The sequence below is a fragment of the Devosia sp. SL43 genome, from assembly GCF_021729885.1.
In the GTDB taxonomy this organism is placed as follows: Bacteria; Pseudomonadota; Alphaproteobacteria; order Rhizobiales; family Devosiaceae; genus Devosia.
Window position 1 is genome coordinate 1,852,576 of the sequence record NZ_CP063401.1, and the last position, 22,352, is coordinate 1,874,927.

Genomic DNA, 22,352 nt, shown 5'->3' on the forward strand with positions numbered 1-22,352 from the left:
CTAATCTCCGGTCAAATCCAGTTCCCGAGGTCAGACCGATGCCGAAGTCCCTCAATGCCATTGCCCAGAAGCTGATGGAGCCCGGCAAGGGCATCCTGGCGGCCGACGAATCCGAAGGCACGATTGCCAAGCGTTTCGCCAAGATCAACCTGCCCAATTCGCTCGATCTGCGCCGCGACTATCGCGAGATGCTGTTCCGCTCGACCGACGCGATGACCAACTACATCTCGGGCGTCATCCTCACCGAGGAAACCCTCGAGCAATCGGCCGCCGATGGCTCCTCGTTCCGCGCCATTCTTGCCGATGCCGATGTCATTCCGGGCATCAAGGTCGACCGCGGCGCCTTCCCGATGCCTGGCGACAATGGCGAGAAGATCACCGAGGGCCTTGATGGCCTGCGCCAGCGCCTCGAACGCTACGCGGCGCTCGGAGCGGGCTTTGCCAAGTGGCGCGCCGTGATCACCATCAACGACGTAGCCCCGACCCGCAACAATATCCGCGCCAATGCCCACGCCCTGGCCCGCTACGCCATCCTCTGCCAGGAAGCCGGCATCGTGCCGGTGGTCGAGCCGGAAGTGGTTGGCGACGGCGATCCGGGCAATCACTCGATGGAACGCTGCGCCGCTGTGACCGGCGACGTGCTGGAAAACACCTTCAAGGAACTGCGCCTCGCCGGCGTGGACCTGGCCGGCATGCTGCTCAAGCCCAACATGATCATGCCGGGCGTCAATTCCCGTGAGCGGCCGAGCTACGAAGACGTTGCCAAGCGCACCGTCGCCGTTTTGCGCGAGCATGTCCCGGCTGCCGTCCCCGGCATCGCTTTCCTGTCGGGCGGCCAGACCGATGAAGAGGCCACCGCGCACCTCTCCGCCATGAACCAGATCCAGGGCAAGCCCTGGCCGATGACCTTCTCCTATGGTCGCGCCCTGCAGAACGTTGCTCTGCGCACTTGGGCCGGTCGCCGCGAGAACTTCCCCGCCGCCCAGGCCGCCTTCACCCATCGCGCGCACATGAACTCGCTGGCAGCCCTCGGCAACTGGACCGGCGAGCTCGACCGCGCCGCATAATTCCTGTTCTACCGACGTCCCAACGTCATAACTGATGCGCGTCCTCCTCCCAGGGGGCGCGCATTTTCTTTTGCGCCGGTTCCTGGCTTCGCCTATTGGAGAAACGTCCTCTTTGTCGCCAAAATACCCGGCCACATGAGGAGCGCGCGTCGAGTATCCGGAACCCCATGCCCCCCCAGCTCTATCTGATCACCCCAGTCGCTGCCGATCCGGAAACTTTTCCCGCCACGCTGATGGCCGTGCTGAGCAAAGCCGAATTCTCGGCCCTGCTCGTCCGCCGCGGCGGACTGGACGATGCCAGCTATGCCAGGCTTGCCACCGCGCTGATCAATGTCGGCCAGGGCGCCGGCTGCGCGGTGCTGCTCGAAGACGACGCCGCCTTGGCCAAACGCCTCGGCGCCGATGGCCTGCATGTGACTGGCGGTCCCAAGGCCGTCAAGGATGCTGTGGCCGCACTCAAGCCTGATCTGATCGTTGGCGTCGGCAATGTCGGCAGCCGTCACGACGCGATGACCGCGGGCGAAATGGATGTCGATTACCTGATGTTCGGTCCGCTGGATGGCGAGAGCGACCCTGCTGCAATCGACCTCACAGAGTGGTGGGCATCGACGTTCGAAATTCCCGCCGTACTGAGCGATCCGCAGGCCGGCGCCGATGCCGATAGCCGCGGCGCCGAGTTTCTGGCTTTGTCGACCAGCGTCTGGTCTTCCCCTTCACCCGCCGCAGCCGTGGCGGCCATCGTTTCCGCATTGGGAGAGAGTGCATGAGGCGCCTGTTTCCCCTGCTGGTCCTGCCGCTGCTGACCCTGCCGGCGCTGGCCCAGGATGCTGCGGCGCCAGTCGAGCCCGCTGCGACCGAGGATACCCAACCCAACCCCGCCGAGCTCATCAGCGAGCAGGTCTTCGGTCCGCGCGTGCCGACCGATCTGGCGTTCGGTGCCTTTCAACGCGGCTATTTTCTCACGGCACTGGAATTTGCACTGCCCCGCGCGGAGCAGGGCGACGCTGCGGCCCAGACACTGATTGCCGAGCTTTACGCCAAGGGCCTGGGCGTGGTGCAGAACGATCAGCGCGCCGCCGGCTGGTACCAGCTGGCCTCCGACAATGGCGACATGCTCGCCACGTTCGAGCTGGCGCTGTTCTATCAGGATGGCATCGGCGTGCCCAAGAACCGCGCGCGTGCCGCCGATCTGTTCAAGAAGTCGGCAGATGCGGGCTACATTCCCGCCAAGTACAATATGGCCCTGCTGCATGTGGAAGGCACCTATGCCGCGCCCAGCCTCGTCACGGCCGCCGGCCTGATGAAAGAGGCCGCCGATGCCGGCCTGCCGGAAGCGCAGTATGACTATGGCAGCATGCTGATCGAAGGCGCCGGGCTGGCGCCCAATCCGACCGAAGGCACGCGCTATATTGGCCTCGCCGCCGAGCAGAACCTGATCGCCGCGCAGATTGACTACGCGACACTGCTCTATATGGGCCAGGGGATCGAACGCGACGTGGCGGCCGCAGTGTCCTGGTATGCCCGCGCCGCCGATGCCGGCAATGCCGTGGCCCAGAACCGCTATGCCAAGCTCCTGGCTGTCGGCGAAGGCGTGCCGCTCAATCTCGAAGACGCCGCCATGTGGCGCGCGCTGGCCCGCCGCCAGGGGCTGAGCGATCCGTCGCTCGATCGCTTGCTGGTCTCCATTCCGGAGGCCGAGCTGGCCAGCGCCGAGGAACGGGCGCGCTTCTGGCCGTCGCGCCCGCCCACCGAGGAAACCATCCTCGAAATCCCTACCACCGGGGTGCCTGAGACGACCGGCCCGACCCTGCCGGTGCCGACCGAGGTGCCCTCCGCCGAGACACCCGCGGCGCAAGACCCTTGAATATCAGGGCGTTCTGAGGCAATAAGCCGGCACGCCAACCAGCTCAATCAACCTTCGGCCAGCCGCATCCGGCGCGCGTGGCCCGCTCCGACAATTTCGCGTACCCGAAAGCAGCATCCGCATGGCCAAGATCAATGGCAACGAAATCCGCCCCGGCAATGTCGTCAACCACCAGGACCGCCTCTGGGTCGCGGTGAAGGTTGACCATGTGAAGCCCGGCAAGGGCGGCGCCTATGCCCAGGTCGAACTCAAGGCCATCCTTGGCGGCACCAAGCTCAACGAGCGCTTCCGCTCGGCCGAAACGGTCGAAACCGTCGAACTCGAATTCCGTGACTTCACCTATCTCTACGAACAGGGCGACAGCCTCGTTTTCATGGACCAGGACAGCTACGAGCAGGTCGAGCTGCCCAAGGACTTCGTCGGCGAGCGCGCTGCATTCCTGCAGGACGGCATGAAGATCACGCTCGAAATGCACGAGGAAACCCCGCTCGGCATCAAGTTCCCCGCCAACGTCATCCTCGAAGTCACCGAGGCCGACCCGGTGCAGAAAGGCCAGAGCGTTTCCAGCCAGTTTAAGCCGGCTATCCTTTCGAACGGCCTCAGGGTCCTGGTGCCCCCCTTCATCGCTGTGGGCGAACGCATCGTCGTCGATACGACCGAGGCCACCTACATGCGCCGGGCCGACTAATCATGGCACGCTCAGCAATCCTCAATGTCATGGTCAACGCCGCCATCAAGGCCGGCAAGTCGCTGACCAAGGACTTCTCCGAAGTCGAGAACCTGCAGGTTTCCCGCAAGGGCCCGGCCGATTTCGTGTCCAAGGCCGATCTCCGGGCAGAGCAGATCGTCTATGACGAACTGCTCAAGGCCCGCCCGACCTACGCCTTCCTGATGGAAGAAGGCGGCGAGGTCGCCGGCACCGACGGCCAGCACCGCTGGCTGATCGATCCGCTCGACGGCACCACCAACTTCCTCCACTCGATCCCGCTCTTCGCGGTCGCGATTGCCCTGGAGCGCGCCAACGAGATCGTCGCCTCTGTCATCTACAATCCGGTGATGGACGAGCTCTACACTGCCGAAAAGGGCGGCGGCACCTGGCTCAACGATCGCAAGCGCCTGCGTGTCGCCGGCCGCAAGTCGCTGGCTGATGCCGTGATCTGCACGGGCATCAAGACCCAGGGCACAGCCAACGACGCGCTGCAACTGCGCCAGCTGGCCCATATCAACCCCGCCGTTGCCGGCATCCGTCGCTCGGGCTCCATCTCGGTGGACATGGCCTGGCTGGCCTCGGGTCGCTACGACGCCATTTGGGAAGCCGGCCTTGCCCCCTGGGACGTGGCGCCGGGCCTGTTGATGGTCAAGGAAGCCGGTGGCTTCGTGTCCGATTATGCCGGCAGTCCGGGCTCGGTTTGGAATGGCCAAGTTGTCGCCGGCAACGAAAGCATCCAGGCCGCCCTGCTCAAGCAGTTGCGCTCGATCCAGTAGGTATTTGACTCTTTGCCCCCGCCCGGAGAGGCTGGGGCATGGGCCATCTCTACGACATCTTCGTTGGAACGATCTTTATCGCCGGCACCGTGGCGCTGTCGCTTGCCGTCTACCTGACGGCGCGTTGGTTCACGCGCAAGGCGCCGCCGGATCGCCACCCGGAAATGGCTGGCGCCATGGTCATGCGCATCGGCGCCCTGCACGGGTTGATCCTCGCCCTCGTCTTCGCCCAGGAAATGGCCGGATATCAGCGCCTCGAAACGCATACGGCGACCGAGGCCAGCGCCATCGCCGATGTCTATAACGACGCGGCGCGCTACGACCCGGTGGCACTGATGCCGCTGCAGCAGACCATGGTGTCCTACACGCGGGAAATCATCGAGTCCGAATGGCCATCGCTCGGCCGCGATGAAGGGCTCAGCGCCGAAGCCTGGCTGCAATGGGAGCGGGCCTATGCCATGGCGCTGGACCTGGAACCCGCGAATGCGCGCCAGACCAGCCTGCGCGACCACATGATCGCCCAGCTCCATGCCATCGCAACCGCCCGCAATCTGCGGGACGCCGATGGCAGTGGGTCAGTCTTCGTTTTGTTCTGGTTCGCCGCCCTGTCAGGAGTCGTGCTGATCGCCCTGGGCTACTACAGCCATCGCCCCGAGCCGCACAACCTGGTGCTGATGAGCCTGTTCAGCGCCTATACCGGCGTCATCCTGTTCCTGATCTACGGCTTTTCCAACCCCTATGCAGCGCCAGCGGCGCTGTCGCCGGCACCGATGGAGCGGCTATACGAGCAGATCTCGGCGCCGTCTCAGTAAGCGGGCTCAGGCCGGTTCAACTGCTGTCGAATGCGGGCTGTTCTCAAACACACGCAGCTCCTCGAACCAATTCATGTCCTCGAAACTGCAGAAAGCTGGGGCGCGCAGTTCGATGACAGGCGCACGACGCCGAATGTCGGCAAAGGCCTGATCGAGCGTGGCCTTCCAGCCCGGTAGCGCCGCATCGTCGAGCCAGTCGATGACATAGGCCATGGTGATGTGGAACTGGTAGCTGTCATGGTCGGGATGGCGATAGCCGAACGCCTCGGCAAAGCCATTGCGCCAATCAGCCATGGCATAGCGGTCTTCGTCCGTAACGCCGTCGACGATCAAGCCTGTCGGCACCACAGCGGTAACCTCGACATTGAACGGCCTGCGTGGCGCGAACAGCTCTAGGCGCTTGGCGAACAGTTCGGTCATCTCGGCGATCGGCGTATCGCCAGCCACGTCCGCCGGCCAATAGGGCATGTTGCGGCGGCCCTCGATAATGCCCTGGAACAGGGTCATGTGGTAGCTCTCGATCGGTGTGAAGGCGAGCTTGCCGGCATCGGGCATGGCCCGGAAGCGGTCGCGGACGTCCGCGAGCACGCTCTGTGTTTCGGAGCCTTCCACCAGATGACAGACCACGGTATTGCCCGGCTCAGGCTGGAAGACACCAGACCGGTCATAGCGGGTGCCCAGATGCCGCGGCGGCAAAGCATGCGCTGTTTGGCCATAGTGGGCGGCGAGTTCGTCCAGATTCAGAGGCATCAGCAAATATCCGGGTTGTGATCGGCCAACCGCATAGTGCTGCAAGACGAAGCTTCCATGACGCTTGGCCACTCGTTAACCTTTGTCATTGTCACGCCTAACTGCGCTGACTAGTCTGCGCACTGTGATTTGCGCGTATGGGCAAGGTTTCAGGCAAGATGACGCAAGGCTACGATCCCTACCACCTGGCCAGCCCGACCGTTTATCTCGTCAAGATCCTGATATTCCTCGTGCTGGTGGCGCTGGTTGCCGCCATTCTCGGCACCCAGATTCTCACATTCTTCTGGGCCAACCCCTTCATAAACTCGCTGATCTTCTTTGCCCTGTTCGTCGGCATCTTCCTCAGTTTCCGCCAGGTCATCCGCCTGTTTCCCGAAGTGAAATGGGTTAATTCTCTGCAGGACGGCAGCACCACCAATGTGCGCCCGCCCATCCTGCTCGCCCCGGTTGCCGGCATCCTGCGCGAGCGGATCGGCGAGGCGGTGATCACCCCGTCCTCGATGCGCTCCATCCTCGATTCGGTGGGTAACCGCCTCGACGAAGCCAAGGACACCTCGCGCTACCTTACAGGCCTCCTGGTGTTCCTCGGCCTCATGGGCACGTTCTACGGCCTGCTCGAAACCGTCACCTCGGTGGCCGGTGTCATCAACGCCCTCGATGTCAGCAACGGCGATTCCGCCTCCCAGTTTGCCAGTCTGCGCGAGGGCCTGTCCGCCCCGCTTGGCGGCATGGGCACGGCGTTTTCATCCTCGCTATTCGGCCTCGCCGGCTCGCTGGTGCTGGGCTTTCTCGACCTGCAGACCAGCCAGGCGCAAAACGCCTTCTATACCGATCTCGAAGACTGGATGACCTCGATGACCGAGCTCGACCATCCGGTCACCGCCATGCAGGCCAATGCCGGCGGGCCGGAAATGCAGGCCATGTTCGACAAGCTCGGAAGCTCGATGCAGAACCAGAATTCGAGCCAGAACGCCATCCGCGCCATGGCCGAGCTGGCACGCGGCATCGACGGTCTGGTCAAGCATATGCGCACCGAGCAGGATGACCTGCGCAAGCATATCGACGAGCAGGGCGAGACCAACCGCAAGCTGCGGGAGCTGATCGACGCCGTGCTGACCCAATCCGACACCGATCGGCGGAACTAGCCCATGCCGGGAGCCCGTTCCCGCCGGCGCGTCGAGGCCAATTACTGGCCCGGCTTCGTCGACGCCCTGTCGAGCCTGCTGCTCGTCATCATCTTCATGCTGTCCCTGTTCATGCTGACCCAGTTCTTCTTGGGCCAGGAACTGGAAGGCCGCGACACCGCCCTCGCCCGCCTCAACAGCCAGATCGCCGAGCTGACCGACCTGCTGCAGCTCGAACGCGCCAACGCGGACGACCTGAACACCCAGATCGCCACGCTGACGGCGACATTGGGCTCCGCCCAGGCTGACAATGCCAATCTCAACACGCAGCTGGCCGGCATCGGTGCTGGTATCGACGGCAAGGACGAAACCATCGCCGGCCTCCAGGACGATCTGCTGTCGGCGCAGGAATTGTCCGACGAGGCCAATGCACAAGTGGCCCTGCTCAACCAGCAGCTGGCCGCTCTTCGCACCCAGATCGGCGCGCTGGAGGCCGCGCTCGAAGCCTCGGAAACTCGCGACACCGAATCCCGCACCCAGATCGCCGACCTCGGTCGCCGCCTCAACCTGGCGCTGGCCCAGCGCGTGCAGGACCTGACCCGTTATCGCTCCGACTTCTTCGGCCGCCTGCGCGAAATCCTCGAAGGCCGCGCCGATGTCCGCGTCGTCGGCGACCGCTTCGTGTTCCAGTCCGAAGTGTTGTTCGAGCCCGGCCAGGCCGACGTCCAGTCCGAAGGTCTGCCCGATCTAGACGCCCTGGCCGACGCCATCCTGCAGCTCGAAACCGAGATTCCACCTGACATCAACTGGGTGCTGCGCATCGACGGCCACACCGATAGCCGCCCGATCAGCAATGCCCGCTTCCCCTCGAACTGGGAACTGTCAGCCGCCCGCGCCATCTCGGTGGCGCAGTATCTGGTGACGCGCGGCGTATCGCCCAACCGGCTGGTCGCCGCAGGGTTCGGCGAATTTACGCCGCTCGATCCGGGTGAGACGGATGAGGCCTATCGGCGGAACAGGCGCATCGAGTTCAAGCTGACCGAGGGTTAGCGCCACGCCCTCGTGGTTCGAGGCGCTAAAGAAGCGCACCTCACCATGAGGGCTGTCGTTGGCTCGGTGTCCCAGTAGTCCTCATGGTGAGGTGCGAGCTCTTGCGAGCCTCGAACCACGAGGGCGTGGCTCTCAGCCCGCCACGTCATCCAGCCGGAACTGCAACCGGGCCAGCTCCGCGTAGCGCCCGCCCTTGGCCACCAGCTCGTCATGCGTGCCCTGATCGATGATATGCCCGGCATCGAGCACCAGTATCTTGTCGGCGTCGCGGATCGTGGCAAGGCGATGTGCGATGACCAGCGTAGTGCGGCCCTGCATCAGATGTTCAAGCGCCGTCTGCACCAGCCGCTCGCTCTGCGCGTCGAGGGCACTGGTAGCCTCGTCCAGCAACAGGATCGGCGCGTTCTTGAGGATGGCGCGGGCAATGGCGAGGCGCTGCTTCTGCCCGCCCGACAGCATGACGCCACGCTCGCCGACCATCGACTGATAGCCCATCGGCAGGTCCGTGACGAAGTCATGCACCAGCGCAGCCTTGGCCGCCGCTTCGACCTCGGCATCGCTGGCTTCGGGTTTGCCGAAGCGGATGTTGTCGGCCACCGTGCCGGCAAAGATCGTCGGCTCCTGCTCCACATAGGCGAAGCGCTGGCGCAGATCGCGTAGCCGGACCTTGCGCAGGTCGACGCCGTCGACCAGGATTGCCCCGGACCCGACATCGTAGAAACGCTGCAACAGCGACAGCGTCGTCGACTTGCCCGAGCCCGAGGCCCCCACCAGAGCCACCGTTTCACCCGAGCCAACGGTAAAATTGAGATCGGTCAGCACCAGCTCGTGCCCACCGGTCTGATAGCCAAAATTGACATGCTCGAACGTCACCGTGCCCAAAGCCGGCACCGGCAGGGCAACCGGATTGACCGGATCCTTGATGGCCGGTTCGGTATCGAGAATTTCGGTCAGCCGTTCGGTCGCGCCCGAAATGGTGGCCAGCATGCCCATGACTTCGCTGACATTGGTCAGTGCGCCCGACGCCATCAGCGCATAGACGAGGAACTGCGCCAGCTGACCCGCCGTGACCGTACCCTCGAACACCGAGCGGGCGCCCCACCAGATGAGGAAGACAACGGCAGCCGTGCCGAGGAAAATGACCATGCCAACCAGCACGGCGCGAGCCCCGAGCCGCTTGACCTCGGCACGATAGCTGTCCTGGCTGCGCTCGTCATAGATGGCCGACTGTACCGGCTCCTGCGTGAACGCTTTGACGGTTCGCGTCGCGCCCAGCATCTCCGTCGCCATGGCCGAAAGATCGGCCAGCGCATCCTGGGTGCGGCGGGACATGCCACGCAGCCGACGAGAGAACGCGATGATCGGGAACAGCAAGGCTGGCGCCGCAATAACCACAGCCAGTGTCAGCACCGGGCTGGTGAGGAACATCATCACCAGCGCACCGATGATGGTGACGATGGAGCGCAGGGCCAGCGAGAAACTCGAACCGACCGCAGCCCGGATCACGCCCACGTCGCCATTGAGCCGACTGGTGAGCTCGCCCACCCGGTTGGTATCGAAATAGCGGGCGTCGAGCCCCAGCAAATGGGCAAAGACGGCCTGCCGCAGATCGGCCAGCACTTTTTCGCCGATGATCGAGATGAAATAGAAGCGCGCGCCGCTGGCCACGCCCATGATCAGCGCGATTCCGACGATCAGCCAGCCATAGCGCGTGACGTTTTCAAGGTTCTTGGTGAGGAAGCCTTCATCGATCGCCCCGCCCAGCACCGCCGGGATCGCCAGCGACGACGTCGCCGACACCAGCAGAAACAGCACCGTCAGCGCCAGTCGCACCGGATAGCGCAGCACAAACGGCATCAGGCGCCGCAGCGGCTGCAGCTTGCGCGGCGTGATGACGTCCTTGGGCACAATCTTGTCTGGATCGGCCTGAACCGGGACCGCCTGGTCTGTCATCGATCGGTTACGCCATTCTGGTCGAGGTCCGCCCGGAAGCCCCGGGCGCGCTGAGGCACCGATATAGGCACTGCACCCGGTACGGGCAACAGCTTTGTCCGGCAGCAAATTGCCGCGGCACGCCCTTGCAGATCGGTCAGGCTTTCTGTATGAAGCCGCCAACACGAAGTTCTAGATGGCTCTCCGGGCGCTCAGGCGCCCGTTTGATTTGAGGCGACTGCGATGAAGGCTGATATCCACCCGGACTACCACTTGATCAATGTGGTGATGACCGACGGCACCAAGTACCAGACCCGTTCGACCTACGGCAAAGAGGGTGACACCCTTCAGCTCGACATCGATTCCAAGACCCACCCGGCCTGGACCGGCGGCACGGGCCAGCTGCTCGACCGCGGCGGCCGCGTCTCGCGCTTCAAGGAACGCTTCAAGGGCCTCGGCATCTAAGCCGATCTCTGTTGGAATTCGAAAAGCCCGGCCATTGCGCCGGGCTTTTTGTTTGCCGTGGGCTCGGCATGCCACGATCGAGAAGCCTCAGGCCCGCGCGAAAGCCGCCTTGAGCCGTGCCAGCTGATCGGCAATGCCATTGGCCGTGCTTGGATCGAGTTCCGGCATCTTGCCGCGTTCGAGCGTATCGAACTGCATCACGCGATCGAACAGGCGGTCGCCTTTGTCGACGAAATTGCGCAAGACTTCGGGCAATTGGTCATAGCCCGGGCCGCCGCGCTCGGAGGGCGTCGCCGAAAACTTGACCTTCTCCTTCTCGGAGCGGGCATTTTCCTTGGTGATCTCGCCTTCGTTGACGGCACGTTGCAGCAGCAGCCAGGAGGCGAGCTGCATCAGTCGCGTCGTCAGGCGCATCGATTCGGTGGCATAGAGGAATGAGGCTTCGCGACCCAGGATACGGCTGTCGGCGCGTCCGTCGCCATCAAGATAAGCGGCCACTTCCTCGATCAGGGCCATGCCTTCACGATAGAGCAGGTCGAAGCCGCCGGAGGCCACGATACGCGGCCCGATGGCAATGGCTGGTCCTGTCTCGTTCAGATCGGTCAAGCCATCGGCTCCTCTCGCATCGTGTCATGCTAGGCGCAAATGCCCACCCCGTCATCCCCAGGCTGCAATCAACCTGAAAAGAGCTTTAAGATCAGGGCGATACGATGACCAGACCATACCCCAGAAAAGAAAAAAGAGCGGTAAGAACCGCTCTCGAAGTTAACAGGGAGGCGTCAAACAGAGGGAGAAACCACTCTGAAAAATCCAGAAGATCTGAATAACCTCAAGTTAGCAGCAAGAGATTAATTGCTAGTTAACAGGAGTCGATTTCTTAACCTTGGAACTTTTGCCTTTGTTGACTGTTCTCGCTTCCAGCAAGTCATGGTGAACAGATTATGAATGACCCGTTCCGATCCCGTGCAGCCCGACCAGGGCATGGTGCGGATATTGGCGCTATGCCGAGATGGGAGACGACGATGACAACGATATCCGCTGGAGCAGCCGCTGGCCTTCTCGTCGCGCTGATGGTGGTAGCAACCGATGGCCGCGCCGCCGAGGTGATGACACCAGCCAAGCTGGATAGTGCCGTCACGCAGCCCAGCTCGACGCGCACGGTCTATCAGCTGCGGTCGCCCCGCACGCTCGGCAAGGTCGACGCCGAAAGCGCCTTCGCCGCTAGAATTTGAAGATCGAATCGGCTGCCTTGCGCGTCGCGCCTCTCGCGTCGATTGCGACGCGCAGGCGGGCAATCTCGCCTTCCAGCAGGCTGATCCGATCTGTCAGCTCTTCCACCGACATCGTATCGATTGCCATCCCGACTTCGTGGGCCTTAGGCTTCTTGATGTCTTCGTCGTCCATGCCAGCCTCCTTGCGCCTCTTGTTCTCCCAATAGTCTAGCGCACGAGGCTTGCCCGGCAAGCCCGCTTCGACGAGCATGCGCGCATGACAACTCCCGCTAACATGCAAGCAGTCGCGATTAGCAGTCCCGGCGGCCCCGACGTCCTTCAACGCCAGACTTGGGCCATGCCGCCCTGCCGCGTCGGCGAGGTTTTGATCCGCGTCGCGGCGGCCGGCGTCAATGGTCCCGATCTGGCCCAGCGTCGCGGCCACTACGATCCGCCACCGGACGCATCACCGCTGCCGGGGCTCGAAGTGGCTGGCGAAATCTTCATGGTTGGCGATGGCGTGACCGATTGGCAGGCCGGCGACCGCGTCATGGCGCTCTGCAATGGCGGCGGCTATGCCGATTTCGTGGCGGTGCCGGCTGGGCAGGTTCTGCCGGTCCCCACTGGCTTGACGCTGATCGAAGCGGCCGCTTTGCCTGAGACCTGGTTCACCATCACCCAAACCCTGGTGATGCGCGCGGGCCTCGCGCCCAGCATGACCGTGCTGGTCCATGGCGCAGCCGGTGGCATCGGCGGCGCGGCGATCCAGATCGCGACCATCCTCGGCGCCCAGGCCATTGCCGTGGTCTCCTCGACCGACAAAGCCGCCTATGCCATACGGCTCGGCGCCATCGCGACGATTGACTACACAATCGAAGACGTCGCCGCCCGCGCGCTGGAGCTGACCGCCGGAAAGGGCGTCGACCGCGTCGTCGACATTATCGGCGGCGCGATGACGGAAAAGAACATCGCGGCCTCCGCACGCGGTGGCCATATCGTGCAGGTGTCAACGCTCGACGGCGCCACGGCGCCCGTATCGCTACGCGCCATCATGGCCAAGCAGCTGACCCTGTCCGGCTCCACGCTCCGTCCGCAGACGCCGGCCACCAAGGCCGCCATCGCCGACCGCATCCGCAAGGACCTGCTGCCGGCGCTATCGGCGCCCGGTTTCCTCAAACCTGATATCACGACCTTTCCGATTGACGACGCTCCAGGCGCCCATCGGGCGATGGAAGGGCGGCAGCATATCGGCAAGATCGTCCTAGTCACGCCGTTCGGGGCAGGGAAATAGCGACAGTAGAAGTGGATCATATCCACAATCCCATTGCGGATCGGGGACCAAATCCATATATTGCAACCTGTTCCCCCTCAGCATGAAGCAAAGAGGCGGAGCGGCCCGGAGGAAAACCGGCCGCGCCTGCAGGAGAGATTTATCATGACCACGCCACTGTTGATGCCCAAGGCGACCGCCGTCTGGCTCGTGGACAACACGGCGCTGTCGTTCGAACAGATCGCAGCCTTCTGCACTTTGCATCCGCTTGAAGTTCAAGGCATTGCCGATGGCGATGTCGCCGGCGGCATCATGGGCGTCAACCCGATCCAGAACGGTCAGCTGACCCGCGAAGAAATCGAGAAGGCCGAGGGCGATCCCAGCTATCGCCTCAAGCTCAGCGAGCCCAAGGTTCGCGTCGCTGCGGCAAAGCGCAAGGGTCCCCGCTATACCCCGATCTCGCGCCGCAACGAGCGCCCCAACGCCATCAAGTGGCTGGTGCGTAACCATCCCGAGCTCAAGGACGCGCAGATCATGCGTCTGGTCGGCACCACCAAGTCGACCATCGACTCGGTGCGTGAATCCACCCACTGGAACTCCGCCAACCTCGCCGCCATGGACCCGGTGACGCTGGGCCTCTGCAGCCAGATCGACCTCGACCTCGAGGTCAAGCGCTCGAGCAAGGGCGGCCCGGGCGTCGACGAGCCGGAAGAAGGCACGATGCTGATGACGGCCGAGGAAGCCCTCGCCCGCTCCGGCGCCCGTGGCCACTCGGAAGGTCCGGATGGCGAATTTGCCGCCAACGATCACCGCCCCGAGCAGGCGCAGGACGATTTCGACGCGGACTCCGTGTTCTCCAAGCTCAAGTCGCTCAAGAGCGACACCGACAACTAAGAAGGTTCGGCCAGCGGAATGGAAAACAACATCCTGCTGGCCATCTTCGTTTTGTTGGCAGCCAGCGTCGCGCTGGTGCCGCTGGCCAAGGCGGCAGGCCTTGGCACCGTTCTGGGCTACCTTGCAGCGGGCGTGCTGATCGGCCCCTACGGCCTCCGCCTCGTCGCCGATTCCGAAACCACCCGCCACGTCGCCGAATTCGGTATCGTCATGATGCTGTTCCTGATCGGCCTCGACCTGCAGCCCTCCGAAATCTGGCGCATGCGCCACAAGGTGCTTGGCGTTGGCGTGATGCAGCTGGTGCTCACCACGGCCATCATCGCCGTGGCCATGCTCGCCGCCGGCTTTGCCTTCAACGTTGCCATCATCGTGGGCCTGGCCTTGTCCATGTCATCCACGGCTATCGCCATGCAATCAGCACAGCAGCGCGACATCACCCGCTCCGATTCCGGCCGCACCAGCCTCGCCGTGCTGCTGGTGCAGGACGTGGCAGTGATCCCCATCCTCGCCGCCATTCCGCTGCTCGCCATTGCCGCGAGCCCGTCCGAGGTCAATCAGGAGATCGAGCAGGCCGTCCAGGTCATGGACACGCCGAGCGACTGGCTGCTACCGCTGACGCTGATCGGCGCCTTCCTTGCCGCCATCGTGCTCGGCCGCTACCTCGTCCGCCCGTTGCTCGGCTATGTCGCCCGCACCGGCGTGCGCGAGGCCTTCACCGCGCTGGGACTGGCTCTCGTGGTCGGCGCGGCCTTGTTGACCCAATATCTGGGCCTGTCACCGGCCCTTGGCGCCTTCATCGGCGGCGTGCTGCTCGCCGACAGCGAATACCGCCACGAGCTCGAAAGCAATATCGAGCCGTTCAAGGGCCTGCTGCTGGGCCTGTTCTTCATCTCGGTCGGCATGTCGATCGCCTTTTCGGTGCTCGTCACCGAACCGCTGCGCATCCTTGCGATCGTGCTGGGCTTTGTCGGCATCAAGATCGCCGTGCTGTTTGTGCTGACCTCGATCTTCCGCATGCATCTGGCCGACCGCCTGCTGGTCGCCATCCTGCTCAGTCAGGCCGGCGAGTTCGCCTTCGTCATCCTGCAGTTCGCGCAAAGTGCTGGGGCCATCGCGGCAGCCGACTACGACGTCATGAGCGTCGCCGTTGCCCTGTCGATGATCACCACGCCACTCTTGCTGCTGGCCTTTGATCGCCTGGTGGCGCCGCAACTGGATGCGCGCCATGACGCTCGGCCCAGCGACGCCATCGACCATCCGCGCAACATCGTCGTGCTGGGCTACGGCCGCTTCGGCCAGATCGTCACCCGCATGCTACGCGCCCAGGGTTTCGAGATGACGCTGATCGACGACGATCCGGCGCAGATCGATCTGGTGCGCAAGTTCGGCGTCAAGGTGTTCTATGGCGACGGGTCGCGGGTCGACCTACTGCATTCTGCAGGCGTCGCCCAGGCCGAACTGGTGGTAATCGCCGTCGGCGGGTCCGACCGCATCTTGGCCATTGCCCGCAATATCCGCCGGCATTTCCCGCAGGTGCAGATTGCTGCCCGCGCCATCGATCGCGGCCATGCCCACGAACTGATGGCCCTGGGCGTGGAAGTGTTCGAGCGTGAAACCTTCCTCTCCGCCATCAGCCTGGGTGCCAAGGTGCTGGTCAAGCTCGGCCGCTCACCAGACGAAGCCGAGCGCACCGCCCGCGCCTTTGAGACGCACGACAATCAACTGCTGCAGGACAGCTTCGCCGTCCGCGATGATGAAGACGCCTATGTCGGGATGGTCCGCAGTTCGATGGGCCTGCTGAACGACGCCATGCGCGCCGATCGTCCTACCATTCCAGTTGACAATGCGGAGCCGAAGCGTACCGAGTAGTACGACGCCCTCCGGACTATCCCATGCCCATCTTCGATCCCTATTTCGTCACGGTCGCCGTGATCGCGGTACTCATTGTCGGCCTCAGCAAGGCCGGACTGCTCGGCAGTCTCGGCATGGTTGCCGTGCCGCTGCTCAGCCTGGTCATGCCGGCTCGCGACGCTGCCGGCATGATGCTCCCGGTCCTTTTGGCCATGGACGCCATCGCTGTCTGGACCTATCGCAAGGACGTCGACTGGCGCATCATCCGTATCATGCTGCCGGGCGCCGCTGTCGGCACGCTGCTGGGCTGGCTACTATGGTCCGTGGTGTCGGACGATGGAGTCCTGCTCTTTGTAGGCGTCGTGACGCTGCTCTTCATTCTCGATGCCCTCCTGCCGTTGCGCAAGAAGCTTGAGGGCCTGCGGCCCTCAAGGGCCTGGGGAAATTTCTGGGGTGGCCTTTCGGGCTTCACCAGCTTCATAAGCCACACGGGCGGCCCGCCCTTCCAGATCTACGTGCTGCCCCAGCGCCTGTCGCCTGCGCTCTATGCCGGCACTTCCGCGGTGTTCTTTGCCATCGTCAACACGGCCAAGCTCGTGCCCTACTTCTTCCTGGGCCAACTCAGCCTCCACAGCCTGCAGCTGTCCGCGACCTTGGTCCCGGTGGGCATTGCCGGCGTGCTGATCGGAGTATGGCTGGTGCGGCGTATCTCGATGGTCTGGTTCTACCGCATCGCCTATTGGCTGGTATTCCTGCTGGCGCTCTACATCATCTGGAAAAGCACAACCGGGCTGCTTGCCGGCGCCTGAGGCAACAAAAAAGGGCCGCAGCATGTGCTGTGACCCTTCATCCCCTATCGGGAAATTCTGCGCCGCTTTTATTGGGTGGTTGTAGTGAACTTGTAGAGTTCGTCCTTCACTTCGAGCTTCTTGCGCTTGAGCGCCGCTACCGTCAGATCGTCGTACCGGGTATTACTCATCTCGGCCTGGATCTGGCGGTCCAACTCTTGATGGCGCCGTTCCAGCGCCGCGATATGCCCTTCAGTCGTCATGACAACTCCTTGAAAGCCTAGTGGACGAATCAATCGTCACAAATAATTCACGACTTGTCGACTGCCTTGATGGGCCTGTTGGAAAACGGGTGCAAAACACCGCGTGATCGGTTAACCAAGGGTAAGTATGAGGCGTCGGGGACACGCTGGATCTATGTTCGATTTGACCAAGGAACAGGAAGCCAGCTTGGGTCTGGAACTGGCGACAAAACGCCAGGAACACTCGGACCTCAACGCGGCCATCGATACGCTGACCGAGTCGCATGTGGCCGACCGCATGCTGATCCAGCGCCTCAAGAAGCGGAAGCTGGCGCTCAAGGATCGCATCGTCCAGCTCGAGAATATTCTCCTGCCCGACATCATCGCCTGATGCCCCGCGCCGCCTTGATGTGTGGCCGAAATTGGGCTAGTGGCGAGCTTTGTGGAGCTTGAGGGACGACTCCATGCTGACCAAACCACCCGTCGCCATCGTCATGGGCAGCCAGTCCGACTGGCCCACCATGCGCCTCGCCGCCGAGACGCTGGAGGCGCTCGAAGTCGAATACGAGGCGCGCATCGTGTCCGCCCACCGCACCCCCGAGCGCCTGATCGATTTCGCCACCAACGCGCGGGCCGAGGGTTTCAAGGTGATCATCGCAGGGGCCGGTGGCGCTGCCCACCTGCCGGGCATGATCGCCTCGATGACCCCCCTCCCCGTCTTCGGCGTTCCGGTGAAATCCAAGGCGCTCAACGGCCAGGATAGCCTGCTGTCCATCGTCCAGATGCCAGGCGGCATTCCCGTCGGCACATTGGCCATCGGCGAGCCGGGCGCCATCAATGCTGCGCTGATAGCGGTAGCCGTCCTAGCGCTTTCCGACGATGACCTGGCCGACCGGCTGGACGCCTTCCGCGCCCGCCAGACCGCCGCCGTCCCGCTCTTTCCCGCAGATACCGAGTAAGCCTTGGCCAACGACTCTTCTCCGCTGCCGGCAGGCAGCATGATCGGCATTCTCGGCGGCGGTCAGCTCGGCCGCATGCTGTCGCTGGCCGCGAGCAAGCTCGGCATGCGGACGCATATCTATTGCCCCGACGCCAATAGCCCGGCCTTCGAGGTTACCCCCCACAAGACTGTCGCCGCCTATGATGACGAGGTAGCCCTCGCCGCCTTCGCCGATTCGGTCGACGTGATCACCTACGAATTTGAGAACGTGCCATCGGCGACCGCCGAGTTTCTCGCGGCCCGCAAGCCGTTGCGCCCCGGCGCCAATGCGCTGGCCATTTCGCAGGACCGGCTGGCGGAAAAAAGCTTCCTCGCCAGCAAGAACATTCCCGTAGCGCCACACCGTGCGGTCGAAACCCTGGCCGACCTCCAAGCCGCTATCGACGCCCTCGGCCTGCCCGCCGTGCTCAAGACCACACGGCTGGGCTATGACGGCAAGGGCCAGCGCGTCATCCGCGAGCGCAGCGAAGCAGCCACAGCATTTGCCGAGCTCGAACCCAAGCCGCTGGTGCTCGAAGCCTTCGTGCCCTTCGACAAGGAAATCTCGGTCGTCGTCGCCCGCAACGCCTCGGGCGAAGTCCGCGCCTTCGATGCTGCCGAAAACGTGCACCGCCACCACATCCTCCACACCAGCACGGTCCCGGCCGATATTCCGCCGGGCCTTGAAAAACACGCGGCCATGCTGGCCAAGGTCATCGTCGTGGCGCTCGATTATGTCGGTGTACTCGGCGTCGAGTTCTTCGTCATTCCAGGCGAGCGGCCGACGCTCATGGTCAACGAAATCGCCCCGCGCGTGCACAATTCGGGCCACTGGACCGAAGCGGTGTGCCTCACCGACCAGTTCGAACAGCACATCCGCGCCGTCCTCGGCTGGCCCCTCGGCGACCCCGCTCGCATGGCCGACGTGGTGATGGAAAACCTTGTCGGCGACGAGGTTCTGATCGTTCCCGGCGGGCTGGATGGCAACACCCAGCCGCATCTCTATGGCAAGACGGACGTAAGGGCTGGCCGGAAGATGGGGCATATCAATCGCATCGTGCGGCGGTAGCGGCACGCCCTCGTGGTTCGAGGCTCGCGAAGAGCTCGCACCTCACCATGAGGGCTACTGAGACTCCGAACTAATAACAGCCCTCATGGTGAGGTGCGCTTCTTCAGCGCCTCGAACCACGAGGGCGTGGCACTACCGCCCCAACCACCCCCGCATGGCCGCCACCACCGCCCCCGGATTTTCCATCGTCGGCAGATGCGCACTGTCGGCAAACGTCACCAGCGCCGCCCCGGCAATCCCCGCCGCGATCTCCTGCGCCAGCTCGGGCGGTGTCATCTTGTCCGCCTCCCCCACGCCCACCAGCGTCGGCACACTGATAGCCCCCAGCGTCACCCGCGAATCGATACGCCCCAGAATCGCCACCTGCTGCCGCATGTAGGCTTCCGGCCCCACACGCTCCGACATCGCCTGCACCTCGGCAGCCACAAGCGTCCCCATATGCTGCGGCGCGATCAGGCTGGCCAGCAGCCCGCGCGACACGCCGATGAAGCGCCCCGTCTTTGCCAACTCGATACCCTTGCGCCGTGTCTCCCGGCGCGCCTCGTCATCGGCGCGTGCCGAGGTATCGAACAGCGCCAGATGCGTCACCCGCTCGGGCGCCTGCCGCATGATCTCGAACGCCACATAGCCACCCATGGAGAGCCCTGCGAGGGCAAACCGCGCTGGCGCCGCCGCCAAAGTCTTCGCGGCCATGGCGGCGATGGAATCATCCTGCGTCAGGTCAGCCACCATCGATCGGGCCGGCAACTCGGACATGACATCGCGCCACAGCCGCTCGTCGCAGATCAGTCCGGGCAGCAGCACGAGATCGCTTGTCATATGGCCGCTCCATGGGCAAAATCACTGGGCTCGACTGTTCCGCCCGATTGCCGCAAGAGCAAGCACGGACATGACGCTTCCGCGGTTTTTCTCTTGCGCATGGTGGACAAGCCCAGATTGCTGGGCTATAGAGCAGCCCACGGTGACTGGCTCTGCTGGTCGGCGACGGTGCTTTTTGGCTTCGGCGCTCTTATCCAAACCCACATGTCCAAGCTTCGAAAGGGCGGTTGACCTTTGCAAGTAGTCGTTCGCGATAACAATGTTGACCAGGCGCTCCGCGCGCTGAAGAAAAAGCTCCAGCGCGAAGGCGTCTTCCGCGAGATGAAGCTGCGCAACTACTACGAGAAGCCCTCTGAGAAGAAGGCTCGCCAGAAGGCCGAGGCCGTTCGTCGCGCCCGTAAGCTGGCCCGCAAGCGTCTGCAGCGCGAAGGCGGTCTGCCCGCTCCGGCACCGACGGCACGGCCCGGTCAGCCTGGCGCAGGTCGTCCTGCAGCGGCAACGCCGCGCACTTAGGCTGGTCGATATCAGATTTGAAAGCGCCGTCCTTCGGGGCGGCGTTTTTGTTTGTCAGGACTTCGGTCTGCTGCGAGCAAAGTCCAGCAGCGCCACTCCGATCACCAGCGCGGCAACCACCGGCAGTTGGATGACCAGCGCGGATCGCGCGTCACCGAACAGCGTGCCGGCGGCAAGCGATCCCGCAAACCCGCCGCCCACCTGAAAGAAGCCGGTCAGCGCTCCGGCCGCCCCGGCGATCGCCCCAAAGCCGGCCATCGCTGCTGCCGTCGCTGCGGGGCTGATGAAGGCAATGCCCAGCATCCAGATGCCCACGGGGGTCATGATGGCAGCGACTGAGTCGGGAAATATCCGGGGCAGAATCGCAAAGGCCAGCCCGCTCAGCCCAAGCAGCACCAAGGCAATCACCAGCAACCGACTGCCGCTGATGCGCCGGGACAGATAGGTGACGACCAGGTTGCCCGCGATGAACGACGCCGTCTGCACCAACATGGCCATGGCAAACTGGAACGGCGTCAGTCCCATCCCGTCGATCAGGATGAAAGGCAGCAGCGCCGTGAAGCCGTGAAACCCGGTAAAGGTGAGCCCCAGCAGCAGCGATGGAAACATAAAATCGGGCGTCGACAGCAGCATCCGATAATTGCGCAGGATGACGGATGGCCGGAACGGAATGCGCGCCGCTTCGGGCAGTGTCTCCCGCACATTGGTAGCCATCAGCGCCAGGATGGCGAGGCCGAAGCCGGCCATCACCACGAACATATGGTGCCAGGTCCCCAGTTGCAGGATGACGCTTCCCAGCGTCGGCGCCACGGCCGGCGTAACGGTGAGAATGAGGTTGATCAGCGTCAGGATGCGGATTGCCTCGCTGCCCACGAACTGGTCGCGCACCATGGCGCGCGACAGCGCGACGCCCGCCGACACGCCAAATCCCTGCACAAAGCGCCCGATAAACAGCACTTCCAGCGACGGCGCCGCCACCGCGATCAGGCTGCCGACCACGTAGATGGCAAAAAATGCGATGCCGACGCTGCGGCGGCCATAGCGGTCCGACAACGGCCCGCAGATCAGCTGCGCCAGTGCAAACGCGGCGAAATACACCGTCAGTGTCAGCTGGATACCCACATCGCTGGCGGACAGGTCCTTCACCAGCGTCGGCAGCGCAGGCTGATAGAGCGTCAGGCTCAGGGGCCCCGTGGCCACCATCAGGCCACCCACCAGGGCGGTGCGGCGGGCGCTCATCGGAGTAGGGCTTGGAGAGGGCATCGAGGAGGGAAGCGACATGACGTCCGCTCTTGCGCCCTCGCCCTTGGCAGGGTCAAGCGCTATTGCGGCATCGCCCGTTCGAAGAACGGCAGGGCATGGCCCCAGATGCCGCGGGCCCAGAGGTCGCTGTGACCGGCCCCGGGTTCGATCCACAATTCATCCTTGTTGGGCACCAGCGCGTAAAGCCGCTCGCCATTGCTGACGCCGATCGTCAGGTCAGCTGTGCCATGCGCCACCAGCACCGGTTCGGCAACATCGGCGATCCACTCATTGACCGGATACTGATCCTGCATCACCAGCCCGACCGGCAGGAACGGATAGCGTTCCCAGGCGACGGTGAGTGCCGACAGGAACGGCGTCTCCAACAGCAGCGCCTTGGCGTCGCGCAAACTGGCCACATAAGTCGACGGCCCCGAACCCAGCGACCGCCCCCAGATCACCAACGGAAAGCCCTTGGCCGCCGCCCAGTCGAACATGGTGGTCGCGTCCTCGAGAATGCCGGCCTGGCTGACACTGCCGGGCGAGGCGGGGAAGCCGCGATAGTCGAACGCCACAAAGCCATAGCCATCGGCCACGAACTGCTCGTAGCGCTCATGCTCCTTGCTGAAGCTGCCCGAATTGCCCTTGAAATAGACAATCACAGGCTTTCCCGGCTGCGGCGCCTGATACCAGCCATGGACTTGGCCGTCGCCGGACGGCACCACGATGTCCTCAGCCCCGTCTAGCGCCGTCTCGGCCAGCGGCGTCACCGGGCCCGCGGCGTCATATTGCAGCGCCCGCTGGTTGACATACATGTAGCCAACCGCCGCCGCGTAGAGCACGGCAGCGATGACGACGAGACCAAGCAGGATGCGACGCAGCAACTTCACGGGCGGACCTCGGAACGCACAGGACGTGGCCCCTT

General features: G+C 63.8%; 25 protein-coding genes and 1 pseudogene. 18 read left to right on the forward strand and 8 right to left on the reverse strand.

Going from position 1 to position 22,352, the window contains the following annotated elements:
* The first annotated feature begins 38 nt into the window (after positions 1-38).
* From IM737_RS09110 to IM737_RS09135, 6 genes are all read left to right on the forward strand, one after another.
* Positions 39-1,067: a class I fructose-bisphosphate aldolase gene (locus IM737_RS09110; RefSeq protein WP_236899599.1), complete on the forward strand. Its 1,029-nt coding sequence runs from the start codon at positions 39-41 to the stop codon at positions 1,065-1,067.
* Between the two features lie 167 nt (positions 1,068-1,234).
* Positions 1,235-1,834 (forward strand): thiamine phosphate synthase, encoded by a 600-nt coding sequence (locus IM737_RS09115; protein ID WP_236899600.1) that lies wholly within the window; start codon positions 1,235-1,237, stop codon positions 1,832-1,834.
* Positions 1,831-2,931: a tetratricopeptide repeat protein gene (locus IM737_RS09120; RefSeq protein ID WP_236899601.1), complete on the forward strand. Its 1,101-nt coding sequence runs from the start codon at positions 1,831-1,833 to the stop codon at positions 2,929-2,931. Before IM737_RS09115 ends, IM737_RS09120 begins: the two co-directional genes overlap by 4 nt.
* A gap of 121 nt (positions 2,932-3,052) precedes the next feature.
* Positions 3,053-3,619: an elongation factor P gene (gene efp, locus IM737_RS09125; RefSeq protein WP_236899602.1), complete on the forward strand. Its 567-nt coding sequence runs from the start codon at positions 3,053-3,055 to the stop codon at positions 3,617-3,619.
* A gap of 2 nt (positions 3,620-3,621) precedes the next feature.
* Positions 3,622-4,416, forward strand: coding sequence for an inositol monophosphatase family protein (locus IM737_RS09130; protein ID WP_236899603.1), 795 nt, complete (start codon positions 3,622-3,624; stop codon positions 4,414-4,416).
* A 38-nt stretch (positions 4,417-4,454) separates the two neighbouring features.
* On the forward strand, positions 4,455-5,228 hold the full coding sequence (locus tag IM737_RS09135; RefSeq protein ID WP_236899604.1) for a bestrophin-like domain: 774 nt from the start codon (positions 4,455-4,457) through the stop codon (positions 5,226-5,228).
* A gap of 6 nt (positions 5,229-5,234) precedes the next feature.
* On the opposite strand, the gene IM737_RS09140 is transcribed toward IM737_RS09135, so the two are convergent.
* Positions 5,235-5,978 (reverse strand): DUF1868 domain-containing protein, encoded by a 744-nt coding sequence (locus tag IM737_RS09140; protein WP_236899605.1) that lies wholly within the window; start codon positions 5,976-5,978, stop codon positions 5,235-5,237.
* A 137-nt stretch (positions 5,979-6,115) separates the two neighbouring features.
* Between IM737_RS09140 and IM737_RS09145 the strand changes: the two genes are divergently transcribed.
* Both IM737_RS09145 and IM737_RS09150 read left to right on the forward strand, forming a co-directional pair.
* Positions 6,116-7,123, forward strand: coding sequence for a flagellar motor protein MotA (locus IM737_RS09145; RefSeq protein WP_236899606.1), 1,008 nt, complete (start codon positions 6,116-6,118; stop codon positions 7,121-7,123).
* A 3-nt stretch (positions 7,124-7,126) separates the two neighbouring features.
* Complete coding sequence (locus IM737_RS09150) at positions 7,127-8,152, forward strand: peptidoglycan -binding protein (RefSeq protein WP_236899607.1); 1,026 nt, start codon at positions 7,127-7,129, stop codon at positions 8,150-8,152.
* 132 nt (positions 8,153-8,284) lie between these two features.
* On the opposite strand, the gene IM737_RS09155 is transcribed toward IM737_RS09150, so the two are convergent.
* Positions 8,285-10,105, reverse strand: a complete 1,821-nt coding sequence (locus IM737_RS09155) for an ABC transporter transmembrane domain-containing protein (protein WP_236899608.1) — start codon at positions 10,103-10,105, stop codon at positions 8,285-8,287.
* A 222-nt stretch (positions 10,106-10,327) separates the two neighbouring features.
* On the opposite strand from IM737_RS09155, the gene rpmE reads away from it, so the two are divergent.
* Positions 10,328-10,549 carry a 50S ribosomal protein L31 gene (gene rpmE / locus IM737_RS09160; RefSeq protein WP_236899609.1) on the forward strand — a complete coding sequence of 74 codons (222 nt, stop codon included), beginning with the start codon at positions 10,328-10,330 and terminating at the stop codon, positions 10,547-10,549.
* A gap of 87 nt (positions 10,550-10,636) precedes the next feature.
* Here rpmE and rcdA read toward each other — a convergent pair whose 3' ends face one another.
* A complete protein-coding gene (gene rcdA, locus IM737_RS09165; RefSeq protein WP_236899610.1) occupies positions 10,637-11,155 on the reverse strand; it encodes a protease adaptor protein RcdA in 519 nt (172 codons plus the stop codon).
* 416 nt (positions 11,156-11,571) lie between these two features.
* Here rcdA and IM737_RS09170 point away from each other — a divergent pair, with 416 nt between their 5' ends.
* Positions 11,572-11,781: a hypothetical protein gene (locus tag IM737_RS09170; RefSeq protein WP_236899611.1), complete on the forward strand. Its 210-nt coding sequence runs from the start codon at positions 11,572-11,574 to the stop codon at positions 11,779-11,781.
* On the opposite strand, the gene IM737_RS09175 is transcribed toward IM737_RS09170, so the two are convergent.
* Positions 11,771-11,953 (reverse strand): DUF1192 domain-containing protein, encoded by a 183-nt coding sequence (locus tag IM737_RS09175; RefSeq protein WP_236899612.1) that lies wholly within the window; start codon positions 11,951-11,953, stop codon positions 11,771-11,773. The genes IM737_RS09170 and IM737_RS09175 overlap by 11 nt on opposite strands.
* A gap of 102 nt (positions 11,954-12,055) precedes the next feature.
* On the opposite strand from IM737_RS09175, the gene IM737_RS09180 reads away from it, so the two are divergent.
* From IM737_RS09180 to IM737_RS09195, 4 genes and pseudogenes are all read left to right on the forward strand, one after another.
* A complete protein-coding gene (locus tag IM737_RS09180) occupies positions 12,056-13,051 on the forward strand; it encodes an NAD(P)H-quinone oxidoreductase (RefSeq protein ID WP_236899899.1) in 996 nt (331 codons plus the stop codon).
* A 144-nt stretch (positions 13,052-13,195) separates the two neighbouring features.
* Positions 13,196-13,712, forward strand: a pseudogene (locus tag IM737_RS09185) (DUF1013 domain-containing protein); the annotation flags it as partial.
* A gap of 230 nt (positions 13,713-13,942) precedes the next feature.
* Complete coding sequence (locus IM737_RS09190) at positions 13,943-15,793, forward strand: monovalent cation:proton antiporter-2 (CPA2) family protein (RefSeq protein WP_236899614.1); 1,851 nt, start codon at positions 13,943-13,945, stop codon at positions 15,791-15,793.
* 23 nt (positions 15,794-15,816) lie between these two features.
* The gene (locus tag IM737_RS09195; protein ID WP_236899615.1) at positions 15,817-16,584 is read left to right on the forward strand and encodes a sulfite exporter TauE/SafE family protein; all 768 of its coding nucleotides are present in this window, start codon (positions 15,817-15,819) and stop codon (positions 16,582-16,584) included.
* A 68-nt stretch (positions 16,585-16,652) separates the two neighbouring features.
* Here IM737_RS09195 and IM737_RS09200 read toward each other — a convergent pair whose 3' ends face one another.
* A complete protein-coding gene (locus tag IM737_RS09200) occupies positions 16,653-16,826 on the reverse strand; it encodes a YdcH family protein (protein ID WP_236899616.1) in 174 nt (57 codons plus the stop codon).
* 163 nt (positions 16,827-16,989) lie between these two features.
* On the opposite strand from IM737_RS09200, the gene IM737_RS09205 reads away from it, so the two are divergent.
* The 3 genes from IM737_RS09205 to IM737_RS09215 all read left to right on the forward strand — a co-directional run bounded on the left by IM737_RS09205 (position 16,990) and on the right by IM737_RS09215 (position 18,853).
* On the forward strand, positions 16,990-17,196 hold the full coding sequence (locus IM737_RS09205; RefSeq protein WP_442874198.1) for a YdcH family protein: 207 nt from the start codon (positions 16,990-16,992) through the stop codon (positions 17,194-17,196).
* Between the two features lie 73 nt (positions 17,197-17,269).
* A complete protein-coding gene (gene purE, locus IM737_RS09210; RefSeq protein ID WP_236899618.1) occupies positions 17,270-17,764 on the forward strand; it encodes a 5-(carboxyamino)imidazole ribonucleotide mutase in 495 nt (164 codons plus the stop codon).
* A gap of 39 nt (positions 17,765-17,803) precedes the next feature.
* Entirely contained in the window at positions 17,804-18,853 is a 1,050-nt protein-coding gene (locus tag IM737_RS09215; RefSeq protein ID WP_236899900.1) for a 5-(carboxyamino)imidazole ribonucleotide synthase, read from the forward strand.
* A gap of 132 nt (positions 18,854-18,985) precedes the next feature.
* Here the strand turns inward: IM737_RS09215 and IM737_RS09220 are convergent, their stop codons facing one another.
* Positions 18,986-19,672, reverse strand: a complete 687-nt coding sequence (locus tag IM737_RS09220; protein WP_236899619.1) for an alpha/beta fold hydrolase — start codon at positions 19,670-19,672, stop codon at positions 18,986-18,988.
* A 234-nt stretch (positions 19,673-19,906) separates the two neighbouring features.
* On the opposite strand from IM737_RS09220, the gene rpsU reads away from it, so the two are divergent.
* On the forward strand, positions 19,907-20,185 hold the full coding sequence (gene rpsU, locus IM737_RS09225; RefSeq protein WP_236899620.1) for a 30S ribosomal protein S21: 279 nt from the start codon (positions 19,907-19,909) through the stop codon (positions 20,183-20,185).
* A 54-nt stretch (positions 20,186-20,239) separates the two neighbouring features.
* Here the strand turns inward: rpsU and IM737_RS09230 are convergent, their stop codons facing one another.
* Entirely contained in the window at positions 20,240-21,424 is a 1,185-nt protein-coding gene (locus tag IM737_RS09230; RefSeq protein ID WP_236899621.1) for a multidrug effflux MFS transporter, read from the reverse strand.
* Positions 21,425-21,507: 83 nt separating this feature from the next.
* On the reverse strand, positions 21,508-22,317 hold the full coding sequence (locus tag IM737_RS09235) for an alpha/beta hydrolase (RefSeq protein WP_236899622.1): 810 nt from the start codon (positions 22,315-22,317) through the stop codon (positions 21,508-21,510).
* Positions 22,318-22,352 lie beyond the last annotated feature (35 nt).

Excerpts from the sequence above, each read along its gene's own strand:
- IM737_RS09110 (WP_236899599.1), top strand. The coding sequence starts at position 39 with ATGCCGAAGTCCCTCAATGCCATTGCCCAGAAGCTGATGGAGCCCGGC.
- IM737_RS09115 (WP_236899600.1), top strand. The coding sequence starts at position 1,235 with ATGCCCCCCCAGCTCTATCTGATCACCCCAGTCGCTGCCGATCCGGAA.
- IM737_RS09120 (WP_236899601.1), top strand. The coding sequence starts at position 1,831 with ATGAGGCGCCTGTTTCCCCTGCTGGTCCTGCCGCTGCTGACCCTGCCG.
- efp (WP_236899602.1), top strand. The coding sequence starts at position 3,053 with ATGGCCAAGATCAATGGCAACGAAATCCGCCCCGGCAATGTCGTCAAC.
- IM737_RS09130 (WP_236899603.1), top strand. The coding sequence starts at position 3,622 with ATGGCACGCTCAGCAATCCTCAATGTCATGGTCAACGCCGCCATCAAG.
- IM737_RS09135 (WP_236899604.1), top strand. The coding sequence starts at position 4,455 with ATGGGCCATCTCTACGACATCTTCGTTGGAACGATCTTTATCGCCGGC.
- IM737_RS09140 (WP_236899605.1), bottom strand. The coding sequence starts at position 5,978 with ATGCCTCTGAATCTGGACGAACTCGCCGCCCACTATGGCCAAACAGCG.
- IM737_RS09145 (WP_236899606.1), top strand. The coding sequence starts at position 6,116 with ATGGGCAAGGTTTCAGGCAAGATGACGCAAGGCTACGATCCCTACCAC.
- IM737_RS09150 (WP_236899607.1), top strand. The coding sequence starts at position 7,127 with ATGCCGGGAGCCCGTTCCCGCCGGCGCGTCGAGGCCAATTACTGGCCC.
- IM737_RS09155 (WP_236899608.1), bottom strand. The coding sequence starts at position 10,105 with ATGACAGACCAGGCGGTCCCGGTTCAGGCCGATCCAGACAAGATTGTG.
- rpmE (WP_236899609.1), top strand. The coding sequence starts at position 10,328 with ATGAAGGCTGATATCCACCCGGACTACCACTTGATCAATGTGGTGATG.
- IM737_RS09170 (WP_236899611.1), top strand. The coding sequence starts at position 11,572 with ATGACAACGATATCCGCTGGAGCAGCCGCTGGCCTTCTCGTCGCGCTG.
- IM737_RS09175 (WP_236899612.1), bottom strand. The coding sequence starts at position 11,953 with ATGGACGACGAAGACATCAAGAAGCCTAAGGCCCACGAAGTCGGGATG.
- IM737_RS09180 (WP_236899899.1), top strand. The coding sequence starts at position 12,056 with ATGCAAGCAGTCGCGATTAGCAGTCCCGGCGGCCCCGACGTCCTTCAA.
- IM737_RS09190 (WP_236899614.1), top strand. The coding sequence starts at position 13,943 with ATGGAAAACAACATCCTGCTGGCCATCTTCGTTTTGTTGGCAGCCAGC.
- IM737_RS09195 (WP_236899615.1), top strand. The coding sequence starts at position 15,817 with ATGCCCATCTTCGATCCCTATTTCGTCACGGTCGCCGTGATCGCGGTA.
- IM737_RS09200 (WP_236899616.1), bottom strand. The coding sequence starts at position 16,826 with ATGACGACTGAAGGGCATATCGCGGCGCTGGAACGGCGCCATCAAGAG.
- purE (WP_236899618.1), top strand. The coding sequence starts at position 17,270 with ATGCTGACCAAACCACCCGTCGCCATCGTCATGGGCAGCCAGTCCGAC.
- IM737_RS09215 (WP_236899900.1), top strand. The coding sequence starts at position 17,804 with ATGATCGGCATTCTCGGCGGCGGTCAGCTCGGCCGCATGCTGTCGCTG.
- IM737_RS09220 (WP_236899619.1), bottom strand. The coding sequence starts at position 19,672 with ATGACAAGCGATCTCGTGCTGCTGCCCGGACTGATCTGCGACGAGCGG.
- IM737_RS09230 (WP_236899621.1), bottom strand. The coding sequence starts at position 21,424 with ATGAGCGCCCGCCGCACCGCCCTGGTGGGTGGCCTGATGGTGGCCACG.